The sequence below is a fragment of the Erythrobacter sp. RANMB8 genome, from assembly GCF_056848235.1.
The window spans coordinates 1-16359 of record NZ_JBREHG010000015.1 but is presented as its reverse complement, the minus strand read 5'-3'; the positions used below and the strand labels follow the sequence as shown (position 1 = coordinate 16359).

19 protein-coding genes are annotated in these 16359 nt (G+C 66.2%); 7 read left to right on the top strand and 12 right to left on the bottom strand.

The annotated features are described in order from the left end of the window. Positions 1–3 precede the first annotated feature (3 nt). From yidD to ACU0AG_RS14285, 4 genes are all read right to left on the bottom strand, one after another. Positions 4–213, bottom strand: coding sequence for a membrane protein insertion efficiency factor YidD (yidD, locus tag ACU0AG_RS14300; RefSeq protein WP_088915331.1), 210 nt, complete (start codon positions 211–213; stop codon positions 4–6). Further along, positions 210–587: a ribonuclease P protein component gene (rnpA, locus tag ACU0AG_RS14295; protein ID WP_482782953.1), complete on the bottom strand. Its 378-nt coding sequence runs from the start codon at positions 585–587 to the stop codon at positions 210–212. The genes yidD and rnpA overlap by 4 nt, the downstream gene beginning before the upstream one ends. 126 nt (positions 588–713) lie before the next feature. Beyond that, a complete protein-coding gene (gene rpmH, locus ACU0AG_RS14290; protein ID WP_057884309.1) occupies positions 714–848 on the bottom strand; it encodes a 50S ribosomal protein L34 in 135 nt (44 codons plus the stop codon). A gap of 94 nt (positions 849–942) precedes the next feature. Then, positions 943–1944 (bottom strand): alpha/beta hydrolase, encoded by a 1002-nt coding sequence (locus ACU0AG_RS14285; protein WP_482782952.1) that lies wholly within the window; start codon positions 1942–1944, stop codon positions 943–945. Between the two features lie 127 nt (positions 1945–2071). Between ACU0AG_RS14285 and ACU0AG_RS14280 the strand changes: the two genes are divergently transcribed. Continuing rightward, positions 2072–3562 carry a YifB family Mg chelatase-like AAA ATPase gene (locus ACU0AG_RS14280; RefSeq protein ID WP_482782951.1) on the top strand — a complete coding sequence of 497 codons (1491 nt, stop codon included), beginning with the start codon at positions 2072–2074 and terminating at the stop codon, positions 3560–3562. Positions 3563–3609: 47 nt separating this feature from the next. After that, positions 3610–4428 (top strand): hypothetical protein, encoded by an 819-nt coding sequence (locus ACU0AG_RS14275; RefSeq protein ID WP_482782950.1) that lies wholly within the window; start codon positions 3610–3612, stop codon positions 4426–4428. 39 nt (positions 4429–4467) lie between these two features. On the opposite strand, the gene recQ is transcribed toward ACU0AG_RS14275, so the two are convergent. Next, positions 4468–6261, bottom strand: a complete 1794-nt coding sequence (gene recQ / locus ACU0AG_RS14270; protein WP_482782949.1) for a DNA helicase RecQ — start codon at positions 6259–6261, stop codon at positions 4468–4470. 61 nt (positions 6262–6322) lie between these two features. Then, a complete protein-coding gene (locus ACU0AG_RS14265; protein ID WP_482782948.1) occupies positions 6323–6874 on the bottom strand; it encodes a winged helix-turn-helix transcriptional regulator in 552 nt (183 codons plus the stop codon). A gap of 206 nt (positions 6875–7080) precedes the next feature. Between ACU0AG_RS14265 and ACU0AG_RS14260 the strand changes: the two genes are divergently transcribed. Next, positions 7081–7422 (top strand): DUF8200 family protein, encoded by a 342-nt coding sequence (locus tag ACU0AG_RS14260; protein ID WP_482782947.1) that lies wholly within the window; start codon positions 7081–7083, stop codon positions 7420–7422. 240 nt (positions 7423–7662) lie between these two features. Here the strand turns inward: ACU0AG_RS14260 and ACU0AG_RS14255 are convergent, their stop codons facing one another. From ACU0AG_RS14255 to galE, 3 genes are all read right to left on the bottom strand, one after another. Then, positions 7663–8265 carry an HAD family hydrolase gene (locus ACU0AG_RS14255; protein WP_482782946.1) on the bottom strand — a complete coding sequence of 201 codons (603 nt, stop codon included), beginning with the start codon at positions 8263–8265 and terminating at the stop codon, positions 7663–7665. A gap of 101 nt (positions 8266–8366) precedes the next feature. After that, a complete protein-coding gene (gene ykgO, locus ACU0AG_RS14250; RefSeq protein ID WP_017666014.1) occupies positions 8367–8492 on the bottom strand; it encodes a type B 50S ribosomal protein L36 in 126 nt (41 codons plus the stop codon). Positions 8493–8590: 98 nt separating this feature from the next. Further along, on the bottom strand, positions 8591–9607 hold the full coding sequence (galE, locus tag ACU0AG_RS14245) for a UDP-glucose 4-epimerase GalE (protein WP_482782945.1): 1017 nt from the start codon (positions 9605–9607) through the stop codon (positions 8591–8593). Between the two features lie 118 nt (positions 9608–9725). On the opposite strand from galE, the gene ACU0AG_RS14240 reads away from it, so the two are divergent. Together ACU0AG_RS14240 and ACU0AG_RS14235 are read left to right on the top strand one after the other, a co-directional pair. Beyond that, positions 9726–10367 carry a DUF4136 domain-containing protein gene (locus ACU0AG_RS14240; RefSeq protein WP_482782944.1) on the top strand — a complete coding sequence of 214 codons (642 nt, stop codon included), beginning with the start codon at positions 9726–9728 and terminating at the stop codon, positions 10365–10367. Continuing rightward, positions 10367–11506, top strand: coding sequence for a M14 family metallopeptidase (locus ACU0AG_RS14235; RefSeq protein ID WP_482782943.1), 1140 nt, complete (start codon positions 10367–10369; stop codon positions 11504–11506). Before ACU0AG_RS14240 ends, ACU0AG_RS14235 begins: the two co-directional genes overlap by 1 nt. 55 nt (positions 11507–11561) lie before the next feature. Here the strand turns inward: ACU0AG_RS14235 and ACU0AG_RS14230 are convergent, their stop codons facing one another. From ACU0AG_RS14230 to ACU0AG_RS14220, 3 genes are read right to left on the bottom strand one after another with little or no spacing between them, the layout of a single operon-like run. After that, complete coding sequence (locus ACU0AG_RS14230; protein ID WP_482782942.1) at positions 11562–12005, bottom strand: cytidine deaminase; 444 nt, start codon at positions 12003–12005, stop codon at positions 11562–11564. Then, entirely contained in the window at positions 11984–12706 is a 723-nt protein-coding gene (locus ACU0AG_RS14225; protein ID WP_482782941.1) for a glycoside hydrolase family 25 protein, read from the bottom strand. Before ACU0AG_RS14225 ends, ACU0AG_RS14230 begins: the two co-directional genes overlap by 22 nt. 3 nt (positions 12707–12709) lie before the next feature. After that, positions 12710–13243, bottom strand: a complete 534-nt coding sequence (locus tag ACU0AG_RS14220; protein ID WP_482782940.1) for a UPF0262 family protein — start codon at positions 13241–13243, stop codon at positions 12710–12712. Positions 13244–13390: 147 nt separating this feature from the next. Here ACU0AG_RS14220 and ACU0AG_RS14215 point away from each other — a divergent pair, with 147 nt between their 5' ends. Together ACU0AG_RS14215 and ACU0AG_RS14210 are read left to right on the top strand one after the other, a co-directional pair. Next, a complete protein-coding gene (locus ACU0AG_RS14215; protein ID WP_482782939.1) occupies positions 13391–14905 on the top strand; it encodes a replicative DNA helicase in 1515 nt (504 codons plus the stop codon). Between the two features lie 89 nt (positions 14906–14994). Then, positions 14995–16359: calcium-binding protein (locus tag ACU0AG_RS14210; protein ID WP_482782938.1), on the top strand; the 1365-nt coding region annotated here is incomplete at its 3' end.

Here is a 16359-nt window from a genome sequence, read left to right as displayed (position 1 = left end):
CCCCTAGGGCACCGGATCATGCCCGTGTCCGCCCCAGGGGTGGCAGCGCATTAGCCGCTTGAACGCCATCCATCCACCCTTGAACGCACCATACTTGCCGATCGCCTGGATCGCGTATTCCGAGCAGGACGGCGCGTAGCGGCAGGTGGGCGGCAAAATGCGCGAAGGGCCAAGCTGCCATGCCCGTGCGACGAGGATCAGAACCTGCTTCACTTTTTGCGGTTCCCCTTGCGCGGGCGGCGTCCACCGGAAGGATCGCCCTTGCCCTCACGAGCGCGATCGAGGGCGCGGCCCAGTTCATCCGCCATCAGGTGAAAATCGCGCTCGATCCCGCCAGCGCGGCCGATCAGCACATGATCATGATCGGGCAGGCCCTGCACCGGCAAGGCGGCGCGCAGCAATTCGCGGAAGCGGCGCTTCATGCGGTTGCGCACCACCGCATTGCCGATCTTCTTGGTGACGGTGATGCCGTAGCGGATGCCCTGCCCATCGTTCGGGCGGGTCAGCAGCACAAACCCGGCCCGCGCATTGCGGGTGCCGCTATTGGCGCTGAGAAAATCGGCGCGCTTGGTCAGGACCGAAATCATGATGTGCCCGATAACGCAAACGGGCTCCCTGAGGGAGCCCGCAAGGGCGACTGCCCATCGCGGCTTATGCCGCGAAAGCCAAGCGGGCCGGACGGCCCGCGCCCGGCACCTGAGGGCGCCAGAAAATTAAGCGCAGAGCTTCTTGCGGCCACGCGCACGGCGGGCGCGCAGGACCTTGCGGCCACCCGGGGTCGCCTTGCGCGCGAAGAAGCCGTGACGACGGGCACGCACGAGATTGCTGGGTTGGAAGGTACGCTTCATATCATCCTCGAAAGATTACCGGCCGGACTGCATCGGGATCATCCCACGCGCCAACCGTGGCCGCGTCACCACGACCGTGAACAGGCGGGTGCCGTTATGGGAAAGCCACCCCTGAGTCAAGCAAACCCGCACCCGTGTCGGCATAAGCAAGCTGCGGCGCGATCTGCGGGGCCGCGAATGCGATGCGCGGCGACCGCAGGGCGTCGGCAAGCGCCGCACCCGAACGGACCAGCGCAAAGCGGATCCCGGCTTCCAGTTGCGGGGTCAGTTCCTGCGCGTCCGGAGCGATCCAGCGGGCCATATCGCGGCCATCGATCCACAGCGCGCCCGAATGCGGCACCGAATTGGTCATGGCGTAAAAGGCGCGGGCCTCTGCCGCGGTCATGCCCATTTCGGCATAGTAATCGAGATAGAGCCGGTTTTCCGGCGCATCCGGGGCAAAGTCGGCAGGCTCGCGTCCGCGCTCGTCGCGCCAGGAATGCACCGCGAACAGTGCCTGCGGGTCCATCGTGCGGCGGGTGCCGGCAAGAAACAGCTCGACCGCGCCGGAACGCGCCGAGCCGCCTGCCGGAACATGGGTCGCCAGCCCCGCGGCGCGGATGGCACGTCCCAGCTTCAGGTTGGCCAGATCATTGCTGGTCCCCGCCGCATCGGCGAATTCGATCACTTCCAGCCCCGGATGGGCCGCCAGCATCGCGGCAAAGGCCTGCGGGGACGCCGAATCGGTCGAACCGACCAGCGCGGCGCGCTTTTCGTCGAGCACACGGAACGGGCCGTACTGCGCCAGCGCGGCCCCCGGTGCGGCGCGGGCCGGCAGGGCGATGAAGCGCACCGGTTCTTCGCGCACGGTTTCGGTGATGGTGACATGGCCGGCCTGCACCAGCGTGGTGGTGCGCGCTTCGTATCCTGCCGGAGCGACCGCCGCGGGGCTGTCTTCCACCCGCACCCATTGGCCGCTGACCGGATCCCATTCCTCGACCCAGCTGACGCTCGCCACCACGCGCGCGCCGTTCTGGGCCAGCGCCGCCGTGTCGGGCAGCAGCAGCGCAAAGGCGGCAAGCAGGAGGGCAAGGGCGCGGTTCATAGCCTGCACCATGGCCCGCGCCACCTTTGGGAATTGCCAAGATTTATGCTTTCAAAATTCCTTAACGCCCCGCCCAAGCTGCTCGACAAGTGCCTCTTAAACCTGCACTATCTGCAAACAGGGCTAAGGGGGTTCGCAGATGGTCGCGCTGGTAAGAACCGTTGCCTATCTGGGGCTGGAGGCTCGCGCTGTCGAAGTGCAGTGTCAGGTCGCGCCCGGCATGCCGCGCTTCACGGTGGTCGGCCTGCCCGACAAGGCGGTGAGCGAAAGCCGTGAACGGGTGCAGGCGGCATTGTCCGCCATGGGTCTTGCGCTGCCGCCCAAGCGGATCACGGTGAACCTCTCCCCCGCCGATTTGCCCAAGGACGGATCGCATTACGATCTGCCGATCGCACTCGCCCTGCTGGCGGCGATGGGCGTGACCGATGCCGAACAGCTGGGAGACTGGATCGCGGTGGGCGAACTGGCGCTGGATGGCCGCGTGGTCGCCAGCCCCGGCGTGCTGATTGCAGCGCTCCACGCCAGCGAGGCGGGCACCGGCCTGATCTGCCCCGCCGATCAGGGCCCCGAAGCGCGCTGGGCGAGCGGGGTGCCCGTGCTTGCCCCGCGCGATCTGGTCAGCCTGCTGGGGCATCTCAAGGGATCGCTGGTGCTGCCAGAGCCGCCCCGCGGCGAAGTCGCCGATGGCGCGGGCGGGAATGATCTCAAACAGGTCAAAGGGCAGGAAACGGCCAAGCGCGCGCTCGAAATCGCGGCGGCTGGCGGCCACAACCTGCTGATGGTCGGCCCGCCGGGTTCGGGCAAGAGCCTGCTCGCATCTTGCCTGCCCGGCATCCTGCCCGACCTGACCCCTGCCGAGGCGCTGGAAGTGTCGATGGTGCAATCGGTCGCCGGAACGCTGGAAGCAGGCCGCATCAGCCGCGCCCGCCCGTTCCGCGCGCCGCACCATTCGGCCAGCATGGCAGCGCTGACCGGCGGCGGGCTGAAGGTGCGCCCGGGCGAGGTCAGCCTGGCACATCTCGGCGTGCTGTTCCTCGACGAGTTGCCCGAATTCCAGCGCCCGGTGCTCGATTCGCTGCGCCAGCCGCTGGAGACGGGGCACGTCGATGTCGCCCGCGCCAATGCCCATGTCACCTTCCCCGCCCGCGTGCAGCTGGTTGCGGCGATGAACCCGTGCCGCTGCGGCTATGCCGGCGATCCGGCGAGGAACTGCAACAAGTACCCGCGCTGCGTGGGCGATTATCAGGGGCGGCTTTCGGGGCCCTTGCTCGACCGGATCGATCTCCACGTCCATGTCGCCGCTGTCAGCGCGATCGACATGGCCCTGCCCCCGCCGGCCGAGGGCAGCGCCGAAGTCGCCCGCCGCGTCGCCGCTGCCCGCTCGCGCCAGACCGCCAGAGGGGTGCGCTCGAATGCCGAACTCGAAGGCGAGAAGCTGGAGCATTTCGCCACGCCTGACGAGGGCGGGCGCAAGCTGCTGTTGCAAGCCGCCGAAAAGCTGCGCCTGTCGGCCCGCGGCTACACCCGGATGCTGAGGGTATCGCGCACCATCGCCGATCTTGCCGGAGCCGACACCGTCGGGCGCGCCCACATTGCGGAAGGCCTGTCCTATCGGTTGATCACGGGTTAAAGGGCAGCGCAAGGCCGCTTCCCTCTCCGGCCCTGCGCAAAGGGCCATTGGCGATTTCTCACGATTCTTCAGCATTGGCGGATGATGTGCCGCAGCGGGGGCCGCCGGTCTGGCACGGCGGCAGGCGGCGCAAGGCAGCGAGTTTCGGCATCGCGCTGGCGCTGGAGGCACTGATCATCCTGCTGCTGCTGACGCTCGGCGCGCAGATCATCGGCGATGCGGACGGCAAGGAGGAGGTGGCGACCTTCAAGGCGGTCGAATTTGCCGCGCCGCCCCAGCCCGAACCTGAACCCGCGACTGACGCTCCGCCCGAGACCACCTTGACCACGCCGCAGGATCGGCCCCTGCCGACGCCCGATCCGCCGCGCCCGTCGCCGCTCAATCTCAATCCGGCACCCGCGCCCGAGCCGCCCCCGCCTGCCCCGCCCGCAGCGCCCCAGCCGACCCCCAAACCCAGCGCCACACCCAAGATCGGCGCACGGATCAATCCGGGGCGATCCTATGGCCCTGCCGACACCGGCAACCCGCGAACGGCAAGCGATAGCCAGCAGGTCGGCACCGCCCCCAATGGCGAGCCGCTCTATGCGGCGCGCTGGTATCGCGAGCCGACCGATCAGGAACTGGCCGGATACCTCTCGACCGCCAACGGGCCGGGTTCGGCGCTGATCGCCTGCCGCACAGTGCCCGATTACTATGTCGAGGACTGCGTGCTGCTGGGCGAATCGCCGCAGGGGTCGCAGATCGGGCGGGCGGTGATGGCGGCCGCATGGCAGTTCCGCGTGCGCCCGGCCCGGATCGGCGGGCGCGAACAGTTCGGATCATGGGTGCGGATCAGGATCGATTATTCGGTGCGGCAGGCGCGCTGAGGCGCGACGCAGACCACCCGCCCCGCCGATTTCCAGCAGCTAACCCCGCAGGTGATCCTTCACCACAGCGACGAAATCCGGCCCCCAGGTCTCCAGCTTCTTCGCGCCCACGCCGGAAATCGTGCCCATTTCCGCCAGCGTTTCGGGACACTGGAGCGCCATGTCGCGCAGCACCGAATCGTGAAAGATGACATAGGCAGGGATGCCATGTTCGCTTGCCAGTTCCTTGCGTCTGGCTCGCAATGCCTCGAACAGCGGGTTGCCGACCGGGTTGGGCGCAGCATTGCCGGCACCGGCGCGGCGGCTGCGGCGCTGGCGCACGGGCGGTTCGGCGATGACGACCGCTGCCTCGCCCTTCAGCACGCTGCGCGCTTCCGGCCCCAGCATCAGCCCGCCGTGCTCGGTCGCCGCCAGCATGCCCCGCGCCACCAGCGTGCGGGCCAGCGGACGCAGCAGCCGCGCCTCGCCCGCGCCGACGATGCCGAACACCGACAGCCGGTCGTGCCCGCGTGATGTGATGCGATCATCGTTCTGCCCGGTCAGCACCTTCTCGATATGGCCGATGCCGTAGCTCTGCCCGGTGCGATAGACCGCCGAAAGCAGCTTTTGCGCCAGCTCGCTGGCATCGATGACCTCGGGCGGGTTTTCGCAATTGTCGCAGTTTCCGCAGGCCTCGGGCGGGTGTTCGCCGAAATGGCGCAACAGGATGGCGCGGCGGCAGCCGGGGGCCTCGACCAGCGCGGCAAGGGTGGCGAGCTTGGCCCGCTCGACCGCCAGCCGCTCCGGCTCGACTTCGGACAGCCACTGCTGCGCACGGGCGAAATCGCTCACCCCCCACAAAAGATGCGCCTCCGACGGATCGCCATCGCGGCCAGCCCGCCCGGTTTCCTGATAATAGGCCTCGATCGATTTGGGCAGGCCGGCATGAATGACGAAGCGCACGTCGGGCTTGTCGATCCCCATGCCGAAGGCGATGGTGGCGACCATCACCATGTTTTCCGACGCGACGAATTCGGCCTGCACGCGGGCGCGGCGTTCGGGCTCAAGCCCCGCATGATAGAACGCCGCCTCGCGGCCCGTGCGGGCGATGTGGGCGGCGATATCCTCGGCCTGCTTGCGGCTCGGCGCATAGACAATCCCCGCACCATCGAGCCGGACGAGCAGATCGGCGATCTGGCGCGGGCCATTGTCGCGGGGCGTGATCGCATAGCGGATATTGGGCCGGTCGAACCCGGCGATAATCATGCCTTCGTCAGGAATACCCAGCTGGCGCAGGATATCGACGCGGGTGGTCTGATCGGCAGTCGCCGTCAGCGCGAGGCGCGGGACATCGGGAAACCGGTCCAGCACCGGGCGCAGCATCCGGTAATCGGGGCGGAAATCATGCCCCCATTCGGACACGCAATGCGCCTCGTCGATGGCAAACAGCGCGATCCGCGCGCGTTCGAGCAGCGACTGGAAACCGGGCGTCGAAAAGCGTTCGGGCGCGACATAGAGCAGATCGAGCGCACCGCTGCGGAAGGCCTCGGCGGTGGCGGCGTTGTCGGCGTCGGCCGACGTCATCGAGGCGGCGCGGATGCCCGCCGCGCTGGCCGAACGGATCTGGTCGTGCATCAGCGCGATCAGCGGCGATACGACCACCGCCGTGCCCTCGCGGGCGAGCGCGGGCACCTGATAGCACAGGCTCTTGCCCGCTCCGGTCGGCATCAGCGCCAGGCTGTGCTGCCCGCGCATCACCCGCGCAATCACCGCCTCCTGCTGCCCGCGAAACCCGGCAAAGCCGAAAGTGCGGCGCAGGATTTCGTGAATGTCGGGGGCAAGCGCGGCGTCCATCGCCCCGCCCTAGCCGATGCGATGCAGCAAAAGCACCCGCCCGCGGCGGGCTATCGACCGATTATCTCGCCGCGGCCTTGGCGGCAGCCAGATCGACCACGTCACCCTTGCCCAGACCCGCAGCGGGGCTGGCAATCGAGCCGTCAGCCCGCACGCCGAGGTTCGCAGGCCGGGTGAGCCACAGATCCTGCGGCCCCAGAATGCGGCCATCATGGGCAAGGATCGAGACCGGGCCGATCGGCAGCCGGTCCCGCTCGTCCACCAGCACCGGGTCTTCGACCACCTGTTCGGTGCCGTATTTTTGCCCCCACTGGCGCAGCGCCAGCATCGCGGGCAGCAGATCGAGCCCCTTTTCGGTCAGCCGGTATTCGATCTTGCGGCGGTCATCGGCGCAGGGTTCGCGCTTGAGGATGCCGTGTTCGACCAGCTTGGCGAGGCGATTCGACAGGATGTTGCGGGCAATGCCCAGCTCGGTGAGGAATTCCTCGAAGTGCTTGAGACCATTGAAGCTCGCGCGCAGGATCATGAACGACCAGCGTTCACCCATCACTTCCAGCGCCTGCGGCAGTCCGCATTCGATCAGATCGCGCAGCGGTTCTCTCAAGTCACCCATTCACGTGTCCCTTCCCCTGATGGGGCGTTTGTAACCACTTTTCGGGCCGGTCACAAAAAATTTCAGTTTTCAGTTGCAACCCGCAACCTAGTTGGTTAGGTAGCGAATAGCAACTGGTTTCGAATCGAAATGTTGCGTTGCAAAATGAGATCACAGAGGCCACAGGGCAACCCGCCCCTCAACATAAGAACGCAAAGGATTCCCCGATGACCAACACCCTCTCCATTCCCCGCACCGGCAAGCTGGCCGTTCTCGCCACCGCGCTGCTCTACACCGGCGTGAGCTTCGGTTTCGCCACCTCGACCCCGGCCAACGCCGCCGGCAACGCCTATTACAACGCCACGCTGGCCGCTCCGGCGAGCGACACCAAGGCGGTTGCCGATGGCGTGGCATGGGCCTGCAAGGAAGCGACCTGTGTCGCCAACAAGACCAGCGCCCGCCCGCTGCGCGTGTGCCGTGCGCTCAACCGCAAGTTCGGCGAAATCGCGACCTTCAAGGTGAACGGCGAAGAAATGGCCGCCGAAGAACTGGCCAAGTGCAACGGCTGATCGCCGCCTGACACAAAGTCCCTCTCCGTGGCAGGGCGCCTCTCCAGCCCGCACGGATATCCCGACCCCCGGCACGCTTTCCCCAAGGCGTGACCGGGGGGCGTTTTTTGTGTTTCGCTCGCCCCTCCGGGCGAGCGTCCTCGGCGCGGTTTCAAGCCCTGCGGGCTTGAGCGCCTGCGGGCGGCCGGTCGGCCTTGCGGACCCTACGGGTCCGTTCATTTGCGCACAGAAGCGGGTGTTCTACAGCAATCCCGCCTCAACCAGCGCCGTCTCCAGCCCCTTGGCATCGGTGAAGAGGTGCGCGTCCCACCCTCTTGCCCTGGCGGCGGCGATGTTGTCGGGGTTGTCGTCGGTAAAGAACAGCGCCTCCGGCCCGCGCCCGCTGCGCTGCTCCACGATCTGGTAAATGCGCGGATCGGGCTTGGCGACCTTTTCGACGCCCGAGACGATGATGTCCTCGAAATGGTCGAAAATCGGCTGGGTCGGGCGGAACATCTGCCAGAACTCGTCGCCGAAATTGGTGAGGCAGAACAGCGGCACGCCCGCTGCCACCAACCGCTCGACAATCGCGTGCGAGCCTTCCACCGGCCCCGGCACGGTTTCGTTGAACCGCGTGGCATAGGCGCGGATGTGGTGTTCGTATTGCGGGAACAGCGCGATTCGTTCCGGCACCATATCGGCAAGTGCGCGGCCGCGATCATGTTCGAAATGCCATTCCTCGGTAACGACATGGCTGAGGAACCAGTCGAGTTCCTGCCGATCATCGATCAGCTTTTCGAACAATGCGCCCAGTTGCCACCGGAACAGCACCCGCCCGACATCGAACACCACCGCCTTGCGCATCGCCTGCCCCCGCTCCCAAAAGCCTGCGGCCCGCGCTCCTGTGGGGAGGCGGGCCGCTGGATTATCCGGCCACCCTCACGGGCAGCCGCGCCATGCTTCGATCAGCCCTGACGAGCCTTGAAGCGACGGTCGGTCTTGTTGATCACATAGGTGCGGCCGCGACGACGGATCACGCGGTTATCGCGGTGACGGCCCTTGAGCGACTTCAGGCTGTTGACGATCTTCATGATGGTTGCTCTCAAATGCAAAGCGCGCCGGATCGGGCCCGACGCGCGGAAATCGAAGGCAGCCGTTAGCGACACCGCCTCCCCGCGTCAATGCAAGTCTATGCCTTGCCCGCTCGCAAACCGGCCAATTTGCGCTCCCACGCCAGCGCATGGGCGATAATCGTGTCGAGATCGGCGTGCTGCGGCTGCCAGCCGAGTGTCTGCCTGAGCCTTGCGGGGTTGGATATCAGCGAATCGGGATCGCCGGCCCGCCGCCCTTCCAGCCGCCGCACCAGCGGGCGATTCGTCACGCGGTCGACCGCATCGAGCACCTCGGTCACCGAGAAACCCCGTCCATAGCCGCAGTTCATGGTCAGCGAACGCTTCGGATCGGCGATCAGCGCCTCCAGCGTCAGCACATGGGCCGCTGCCAGATCGCTGACATGGATATAGTCGCGCACGCCGGTGCCATCGGGCGTGGCGAAATCGGTGCCGAACACGCTGACCGATTCGCGCAGACCCAGCGCCGCCTCGATCGCGACCTTGATCAGGTGCGTTGCGCCTGCGGTCGATTGCCCGGTGCGGGCCTGCGGATCGGCCCCTGCGACGTTGAAGTAACGCAGCACGCCATAATTGAGCGGATGCGCGGCAGCGGTGTCGGCCAGCATCTGCTCGGTCATCAGCTTGGACCAGCCATAGGGATTGATCGGACGCTGCGGGGTATCCTCATCCACCGCTGCGACATCGGGCATCCCGTAAGTTGCCGCGGTCGAGGAGAAGATGAAATGCGGCACCCTCGCGCTCACCGCCGCCGCGATCAGCGACCGGCTTCTGGCGGTGTTGTTGTCGTAGTATTTGAGCGGATCGGCGACGCTTTCAGGCACCACCACAGACCCGGCAAAGTGCATGATCGCGCCAACCTGCCGTTCGGCAAAGATCCGCGCCAGCAAGGCACCATCGGCGATGTCGCCTTCGTAGAACGGCACATTGTCCGGCACGGCCCAGCGGAAGCCGGTCACCAGATTGTCGATCACCGCCACCGGCCAGCCGGCATCCGTCAGCGCCAGCACCGCATGGCTGCCGATATAGCCCGCACCGCCTGTAACCAGCACGCATGGTTTGTCGAAAGTGGTCATGCAGGCGCGGTTAACACAGCAACCGCTTAGAAAACGTCAACCTTCACTACGCCAATGCAGGCCTGTGCAGAGCGCCGTGCCAAGCCTATAAGTGACCCGAGAGGAAAGGACCCCCGCCATGATCGCTCGCCGCCTGCCCACTACCCGCTTGATCGCCCCGCTCGCTGCCGCCCTCGCCTTGTCGGCCTGCGCGACATCGCCCTACACCGGCCCGGTGGAGGTGACGCGCTTTGTTGCGGCGCAGCCCGCAGGGCTTGGCCAGGGCACAATCGCGCTGGTCTTCCCCGACGAGGTCAGCAACGAGGCGGCACGGGTCGCCTTTGCCGATTCGGTCAAGGCAGAGCTGACGCGGCTCGGCTACACCGTGGTCGCAGCGCCCGGCCCCGGCATCCAGACCGCCGCGGTGCGCACCAGTCGCACGCCGATTGCCGCTGCGGTCGAAAACAACCGCGGCCCCGTCAGCATCGGCGTGGGCGGGCAGACCGGCAGCTTCGGATCGGGCCTCGGGATGGGGGTCGGCATCAATCTTGGCGGCGGGCGTGAAGGCCCGGCGGCCAACACCCTGCTCGAAGTGCGCATCACCGGCGCCGATGGCAACGCCCTGTGGGAAGGCCGCGCCCAGATGGCGACGGGGGTGAAATCGCCCTATTCGCAAGTCGGCACCAGCGCCCGCGCCCTGACCGCCGCCTTGTTCCGCGACTTCCCCGGTGGCAATGGCGAGACCGTGACGATCGACGTCAAGAAGCTGCAAGGACAATAATGACCGCCCTTTTCATCGATGCCGCCTTCGACAGCGGCAATATCGACGTGCTGGGGATCGACGGGCGCACCGCGCGTCTGGCGATCAGGCGCGACAATGAATCCGAATTCTTCCAGTGGTTCCACTTCCGCGTTGCGGCCAGTGCGGGCGAGGAGGTGGTGCTCAAGATCACCGGCCTCAATGCCAGCGCCTATCCCGGCGGCTGGCCCGACTATAATGCCTGCGTTTCGGAAGACCGCGCCTACTGGGCCCGCGCTGCCAGCAGCTTCGACAAGGACGAGGACGGCGGCACGCTGACCATCCGCTACCTCCCTTCGACCGACGTGTTCTGGTGCGCCTATTTCGCCCCCTACTCGATGGAGCGGCACCACGATCTCGTCGCCGATGCCGCTTCGAGCGAAGGGGTGGATTATGTCCGGCTCGGCACCACGCTCGATGGCCAGCCGATCGATTGCCTCGAAATGGGCGAGGGTTCGACGCAGGTATGGCTCTATGCCCGCCAGCATCCGGGCGAGACGCAGGCCGAATGGTGGATGGAGGGCGCGCTTGAATGCCTCACCGATCCCGCCGATCCGGTCGCGCGCGCGCTGCGCAAGGCCTGCCGCATCCATATCGTGCCCAATTGCAACCCCGATGGTTCGCGGCGCGGGCATTTGCGAACCAATGCGGTTGGCACCAACCTCAATCGCGAATGGGCCGAACCGACGCCGGAACGCTCGCCCGAGGTGCTGGCGATCCGTAACCGGATGGACCAGACCGGCGTCGACTTCGCGATGGATGTCCACGCCGACGAGGCGATTCCGGCCGTGTTCCTTGCCGGGTTCGAAGGCATCCCCTCGTGGACCGACGCGCAGGGCGAAGGCTATTACCGCTACGAACGCATCCTCGACCGCCGCACGCCCGATTTCCAGACGAAGCTCGGCTACCCCAAGGCACCCGCAGGCCGCGCCAACCTGTCGATGAGCACCAACCAGCTCGCCCAGCGTTTCGGTGCGGTCGCGATGACGCTGGAGATGCCCTACAAGGATCTGGCCGATTTCCCGGAGCCCGAACAGGGCTGGTCGCCGGAACGCTGCAAGCTGCTGGGTCGCGAATGCATGGCGGCGCTGGTGGAGTGGCTGGAAGGGCGCGAGGCCTAGAGCGAAGTCGAGAGGCTGGCTCAGGGTGTCTCAACTGCGCTCGACACGAACGGATTCAACCCAGATGCGAAGGCCCGAAGGCGTGCGGCAATAGCGCGGACAGCGTCACGCGCCGCACGTCATCCTTGCTCACACACAGCACCAAGGGATCGGTGCCGCCGAGTGCGGCGACTTCGTTGAGCACCTGACGGCAGCGCCCGCAGGGCGTGATCGGCTCGGCATCGGCCTTCAGCCCCACCACCGCTACCGCCAGCAGCCCGCCGCGCCGCCCTTCGCCCATCGCCTTGGCGACCGCCACGGTCTCGGCGCACAGCGCGAGGCCGTAGCTCGCGTTCTCGACATTGCAGCCGGTGATGACCGCGCCGTCATCGAACAGCAGCGCTGCGCCGACGGGGTAATCGGAATAGGGCGCATAGGCATGTCCGGCGGCGGCAAAGGCTGCCTTGACGAGCGCCTGTTCCTGTTCGTTTTCGAGCATCACTTCTGCACCACCACCCATTCGATCGGCTCCTCGCTCGCCTCGGTCACCAGCGCGGAATTGGCGCTCCATAGCAGCCACGGGCGGCCCGCATAGTCGGGACGGGCGCGGTCGCGGGTCAGCCACAGGTCGCGGGTCAGGGCGGTGGCGGTCTTGTGGCGTTCCTCGAAGGCGCGGCCCAGCTTGAGGATCACTGGCCGGCCGCTGTGCATCTCGATCTGGTTGATCAGCGTCATCAGCTCGCTTTCGACCGCCGCATCGCTGACGCCGGGATCGCAGCTGTCAGCCAGCCGGGCAAGGCCGATGGCGGGCGGCAGCAGGCCGGCATCGCGCGGCACCATCTGGGCAAAGGCGCCGCTCTGCGCGTCAGCCCGCACACAGGGATCGAAATCGAGCACCACGCCCACCTTCAGCCCCGCCGCCTGCGCCTGCGCGAAGCGTTCGGCGAAGCTGATACCGCCGCCGGTCGCGGCCTGATCGAGCAGCGGCAGATAGACGAACTGCGCGCCGACTGCCTTCAATGTTTCGAACCTGACCGGCGTCCCATCGGCAGGCAGCAGCGCCCCCTGTTCGGGATAGAGCGCGGCGTCCGGGCGCCAGCTGCGCATGTCCCACCACAGCCACGCCGCGAAGGCAAGCCCGAGCAGCACCGCCAGCGCCACCAGCCGCACCAGCCAGCGCCGCGGCCCGCCGCGCGCGGATTTCCTGCGACCCCGCGCCATGCCTCAGCCCTTGATGTGCAGCACGCAGATCAGCGTGAACAGGCGGCGGGCGGTGGCGAAATCGGTTTCGACCTTGCCCTCCAGCCGTTCGAGCAGCAGCTCGGCCGCGCCATTGTGGATCCCGCGCCGCGCCATGTCGATCGTCTCGATCTCCATCGGAGTCGCCTTGCGGATCGCCTGATAATAGCTGTCGCAGATGGCGAAGTACTCGCGGATCGGGCGGCGGAACCGGGCCATGCCGATCAGCAGGGTTTCCAGCAGCTGCCCGCCGGTATCGGAGATGTCCATCACCAGCCGCCCGTCGACCACCGAAAGATGCAGGTTATAGGGCCCGCTTGCTCCGCGCTCTGCCGATCGCACCGGCTTGAAGCTGTTTTCCTCGATCAGATCATAGATCGCGACGCGGCGTTCCTGTTCGACATCGGCATTGCGCCACAGGATCGTCGCCTCGTCCAGCGTGACCTGGGCAATGCGATAGCCGCCCGCCGCGCCGGCGGCAGGAGACAGGGGCAGGGAATCGGACGGCGGCGGTGCCATAGCCTCTGCCTTCGCAGATGCAGGGCCTGCACTTCAAGCACTTCGGCACTCTGTGGCCAAACTCTCCACGCTATCCACAGCGCCGCAAATAAATATTGGCGCGTCCGGCCCTTGCACGATGGGGGTGGCAAAGCGCATCAGGCGGCCATGACCGAACCTGCCAAAGTCACCAGAATCAGCCCCGCCGAAGGCGAGGTTCCCGCCCGCAAGCTGCCCTTCAACCTCGAAGCGGAAGCCGCCTTTCTGGGCGCGGTGCTGATCGACAACCGCGTGATCGAGGAATTGCAGGTTCCGATCCGGCCCGAACATTTCTTCGAGGCGCTGCACGCCCGCATCTATGACCGCGTGCTGGTGATGATCGAACGCAACACCACCGCATCGCCCGTCACCCTGCGCCCCTTCTTCGAGGCGGACGAGGCGCTGAAGGAGCTTGGCGGCACCAGCTACCTTGCGCAGCTGACCGCCAGCGGCGCAGGACTGCTCGCCCCGCGCGAACTGGCGCAGCAGATCTATGACCTCGCCCTGCTACGCGAACTGGTCAGCGTCGGGCGGGGGCTGGTCGAAGGCGCGCTCGACACCTCGGAAGACACCTCGCCGATGGACCGCATCGCGCAGGCCGAGGCCGATCTGTTCCGCGTGGCCGAAGGCGCAGCCACCGGTCGCGAGGCGGCGACCTTCCGCGAGGCCGCGATGCACGCGATCAAGATGGCCGAAAAGGCAATGGCATCGGGCGGGGGCCTTTCGGGCCGCACCACCGGCCTTGCGTCGATCGACCACAAGACCTCGGGCCTGCACGATTCCGACCTCATCATCCTCGCCGGGCGCCCCGGCATGGGCAAGACCTCGCTGGCCACCAACATCGCCTTCAACTGCGCCGAGAAGCATCTCGAATGGCAGCGCGACGGGGGCGATTTCAATTACGGCGCGCCGGTCGCCTTCTTCAGCCTCGAAATGAGCGCCGATCAGCTGGCGACCCGCATCCTTGCCGAACAGGCCGAGATTTCCTCGGAATCCCTGCGCAGCGGGAAACTCAGCCGCGATGATTTCCAGAAGCTGTCCTATGCCAGCCAGCGGCTCGCCGAACTGCCGCTCTATATCGACGATACGCCCGCGCTCACCATCGCTGCGCTGCGCACCCGCGCGCGGCGGATGAAGCGGCGGCACGATATCGGCCTCATCATCGTCGACTACCTGCAACTGCTGCAAGGCTCGGGCCGGGCCAACGACAACCGGGTGAACGAAATCTCGGAAATCAGCCGCGGCCTGAAAACGCTGGCCAAGGAATTGCAGGTGCCGGTGATCGCGCTCTCGCAGCTCAGCCGTGCGGTCGAAAGCCGCGAGGACAAGCGCCCGCAGCTGTCCGACCTCAGGGAATCCGGCTCGATCGAGCAGGACGCGGACATGGTGTGGTTCATCTTCCGCGGCGATTACTATCACCTGCTGGTCAAGCCCGACACGCCCGACGCGAGCAGCCCGCCCGACGTGCAGGAGAAGTATCGCCAGTGGGAAGAAAAGTTCGAAGGGCTGGTGGGCCGCGCCACGCTGATCGTGGCGAAGCAGCGCCACGGTTCGACCGGCAACGTGCCGCTGCACTTCCAGAGCGAGATCACCAAGTTCACCTCGCCCAACTTCAAGGACTATTCGGACTACGGCTTCGAATAGGGAGCACAGCGGAAACCGTTTTGCCTGCCTGCCAAGGTCGGATATTGTCCTGTTTTGCAGGATGAATTCTGGCGAGAGGCGGGCCACAGATGGCAATCATTCCGACTTACAATGTGGTCAACCTTGCGGGGATCTCGCAAAGCGTGATCGATCTGCTGCTCGGCCTGGCGGACGAGGCGTTCCGCATGTGGGGCGCGGTGCTGGCGGGCAATGCCAACGTGTCGGTGCGGATCGAACTGGTCGAAACCTCCGGCGCCGGGCGGGCCGAGGCGACCTGGGGCAACGGCACCAATATCGGTCAGGTCAATGGCGTGAACCTCCTCGTCGGCGCGACCGCGCGCGAGTTGCAGACCGGCCAGAACGTGCCTGACACACAGCAGGACATCCTGATCCGGATCAGCCGCAATTATCTGCTGAACGAGATGTTCCTCGATCCGACCCCGCAGACCCGCGACGATATCCCCTCCAACCGCACCGATGGTTTGAGCGTGATGATCCACGAAATCGGCCATGCTCTGGGCTTCACCGGGTTCTGGAACACCGATACCAACCAGCAGGGCAATTTCGCCACGACCTATGATCTGCGGCGGCTGGATATCGGGGGCGAGGATTTCTTCCGCGGGCCCAATGTGCAGGCACTGCTCGGCACCGATCTTGAACTGACGCGGGGCAATTACACCCATTACGGCAACAGCAACGCCTTCCCCGGCACCAGCAATGATCCGCTGACAGGGCTGATGAACGGCGTCGTGTTCTACCGCGGCTATGCCTACACCATCTCCGATCTCGATCTGGCGATTCTGGCGGACACCGGGCTGGGCACGATCCGCAATGACATCCTCGACAATCCGCTGCACACCCACCTGCGCGGCGGGGCGGGCGATGATCACATCATCGGCGGCGATATCGACAATGTATTCTACGGCGATGACGGCAACGACTTCCTTCAGGGCTTCGGCGGGAATGATCAACTGTTCGGAGGAGACGGCAACGATACGCTGGACGGCGGGGACGGGGCGGACATCCTGATCGGCGGTGCGGGTGAAGACAATCTGATCGGCGGCGCGAATGTCGATACGACAATCATCTTCGGCAATCGTGCCGATTTCGAAATTTCCCAGCCGGGGGTTGGAGGTTTCATCATCCGCCGGATCACCTTTGGCCCCGGCACGCCTGATATCGGCGCGATCATGCAAGGGGTCGAGTTCGTGCAATTCGACGACCAGACCATCCGTCTGCTGCCGGGCACGGGGGTGAGCGTCAATTTCAACACCGCCGATCCTTCGATTTACCAGACCGCGATGAACGCGATCCGCGATTTTGACGGGAACGCGCTGGGTGGCAATGGTTCGTGGCTGCGCATCGGGCAGGCCGATGTGAACGGCGATGGCGACATCGACCAGATCCTCGTCAATCGCGCCATCGGGCGCTTCGCCACCGTCGGCACCGCGCCG

Bases quoted from the DNA above. Each gene is read 5' to 3' on its own strand.
- rnpA (WP_482782953.1), bottom strand. From the start codon at position 587: ATGATTTCGGTCCTGACCAAGCGCGCCGATTTTCTCAGCGCCAATAGC.
- rpmH (WP_057884309.1), bottom strand. From the start codon at position 848: ATGAAGCGTACCTTCCAACCCAGCAATCTCGTGCGTGCCCGTCGTCAC.
- ACU0AG_RS14285 (WP_482782952.1), bottom strand. From the start codon at position 1,944: ATGGTGCAGGCTATGAACCGCGCCCTTGCCCTCCTGCTTGCCGCCTTT.
- ACU0AG_RS14280 (WP_482782951.1), top strand. From the start codon at position 2,072: ATGGTCGCGCTGGTAAGAACCGTTGCCTATCTGGGGCTGGAGGCTCGC.
- recQ (WP_482782949.1), bottom strand. From the start codon at position 6,261: ATGGACGCCGCGCTTGCCCCCGACATTCACGAAATCCTGCGCCGCACT.
- ACU0AG_RS14265 (WP_482782948.1), bottom strand. From the start codon at position 6,874: ATGGGTGACTTGAGAGAACCGCTGCGCGATCTGATCGAATGCGGACTG.
- ACU0AG_RS14260 (WP_482782947.1), top strand. From the start codon at position 7,081: ATGACCAACACCCTCTCCATTCCCCGCACCGGCAAGCTGGCCGTTCTC.
- ACU0AG_RS14255 (WP_482782946.1), bottom strand. From the start codon at position 8,265: ATGCGCAAGGCGGTGGTGTTCGATGTCGGGCGGGTGCTGTTCCGGTGG.
- ykgO (WP_017666014.1), bottom strand. From the start codon at position 8,492: ATGAAGATCGTCAACAGCCTGAAGTCGCTCAAGGGCCGTCACCGCGAT.
- galE (WP_482782945.1), bottom strand. From the start codon at position 9,607: ATGACCACTTTCGACAAACCATGCGTGCTGGTTACAGGCGGTGCGGGC.
- ACU0AG_RS14240 (WP_482782944.1), top strand. From the start codon at position 9,726: ATGATCGCTCGCCGCCTGCCCACTACCCGCTTGATCGCCCCGCTCGCT.
- ACU0AG_RS14235 (WP_482782943.1), top strand. From the start codon at position 10,367: ATGACCGCCCTTTTCATCGATGCCGCCTTCGACAGCGGCAATATCGAC.
- ACU0AG_RS14230 (WP_482782942.1), bottom strand. From the start codon at position 12,005: ATGGGTGGTGGTGCAGAAGTGATGCTCGAAAACGAACAGGAACAGGCG.
- ACU0AG_RS14225 (WP_482782941.1), bottom strand. From the start codon at position 12,706: ATGGCGCGGGGTCGCAGGAAATCCGCGCGCGGCGGGCCGCGGCGCTGG.
- ACU0AG_RS14220 (WP_482782940.1), bottom strand. From the start codon at position 13,243: ATGGCACCGCCGCCGTCCGATTCCCTGCCCCTGTCTCCTGCCGCCGGC.
- ACU0AG_RS14215 (WP_482782939.1), top strand. From the start codon at position 13,391: ATGACCGAACCTGCCAAAGTCACCAGAATCAGCCCCGCCGAAGGCGAG.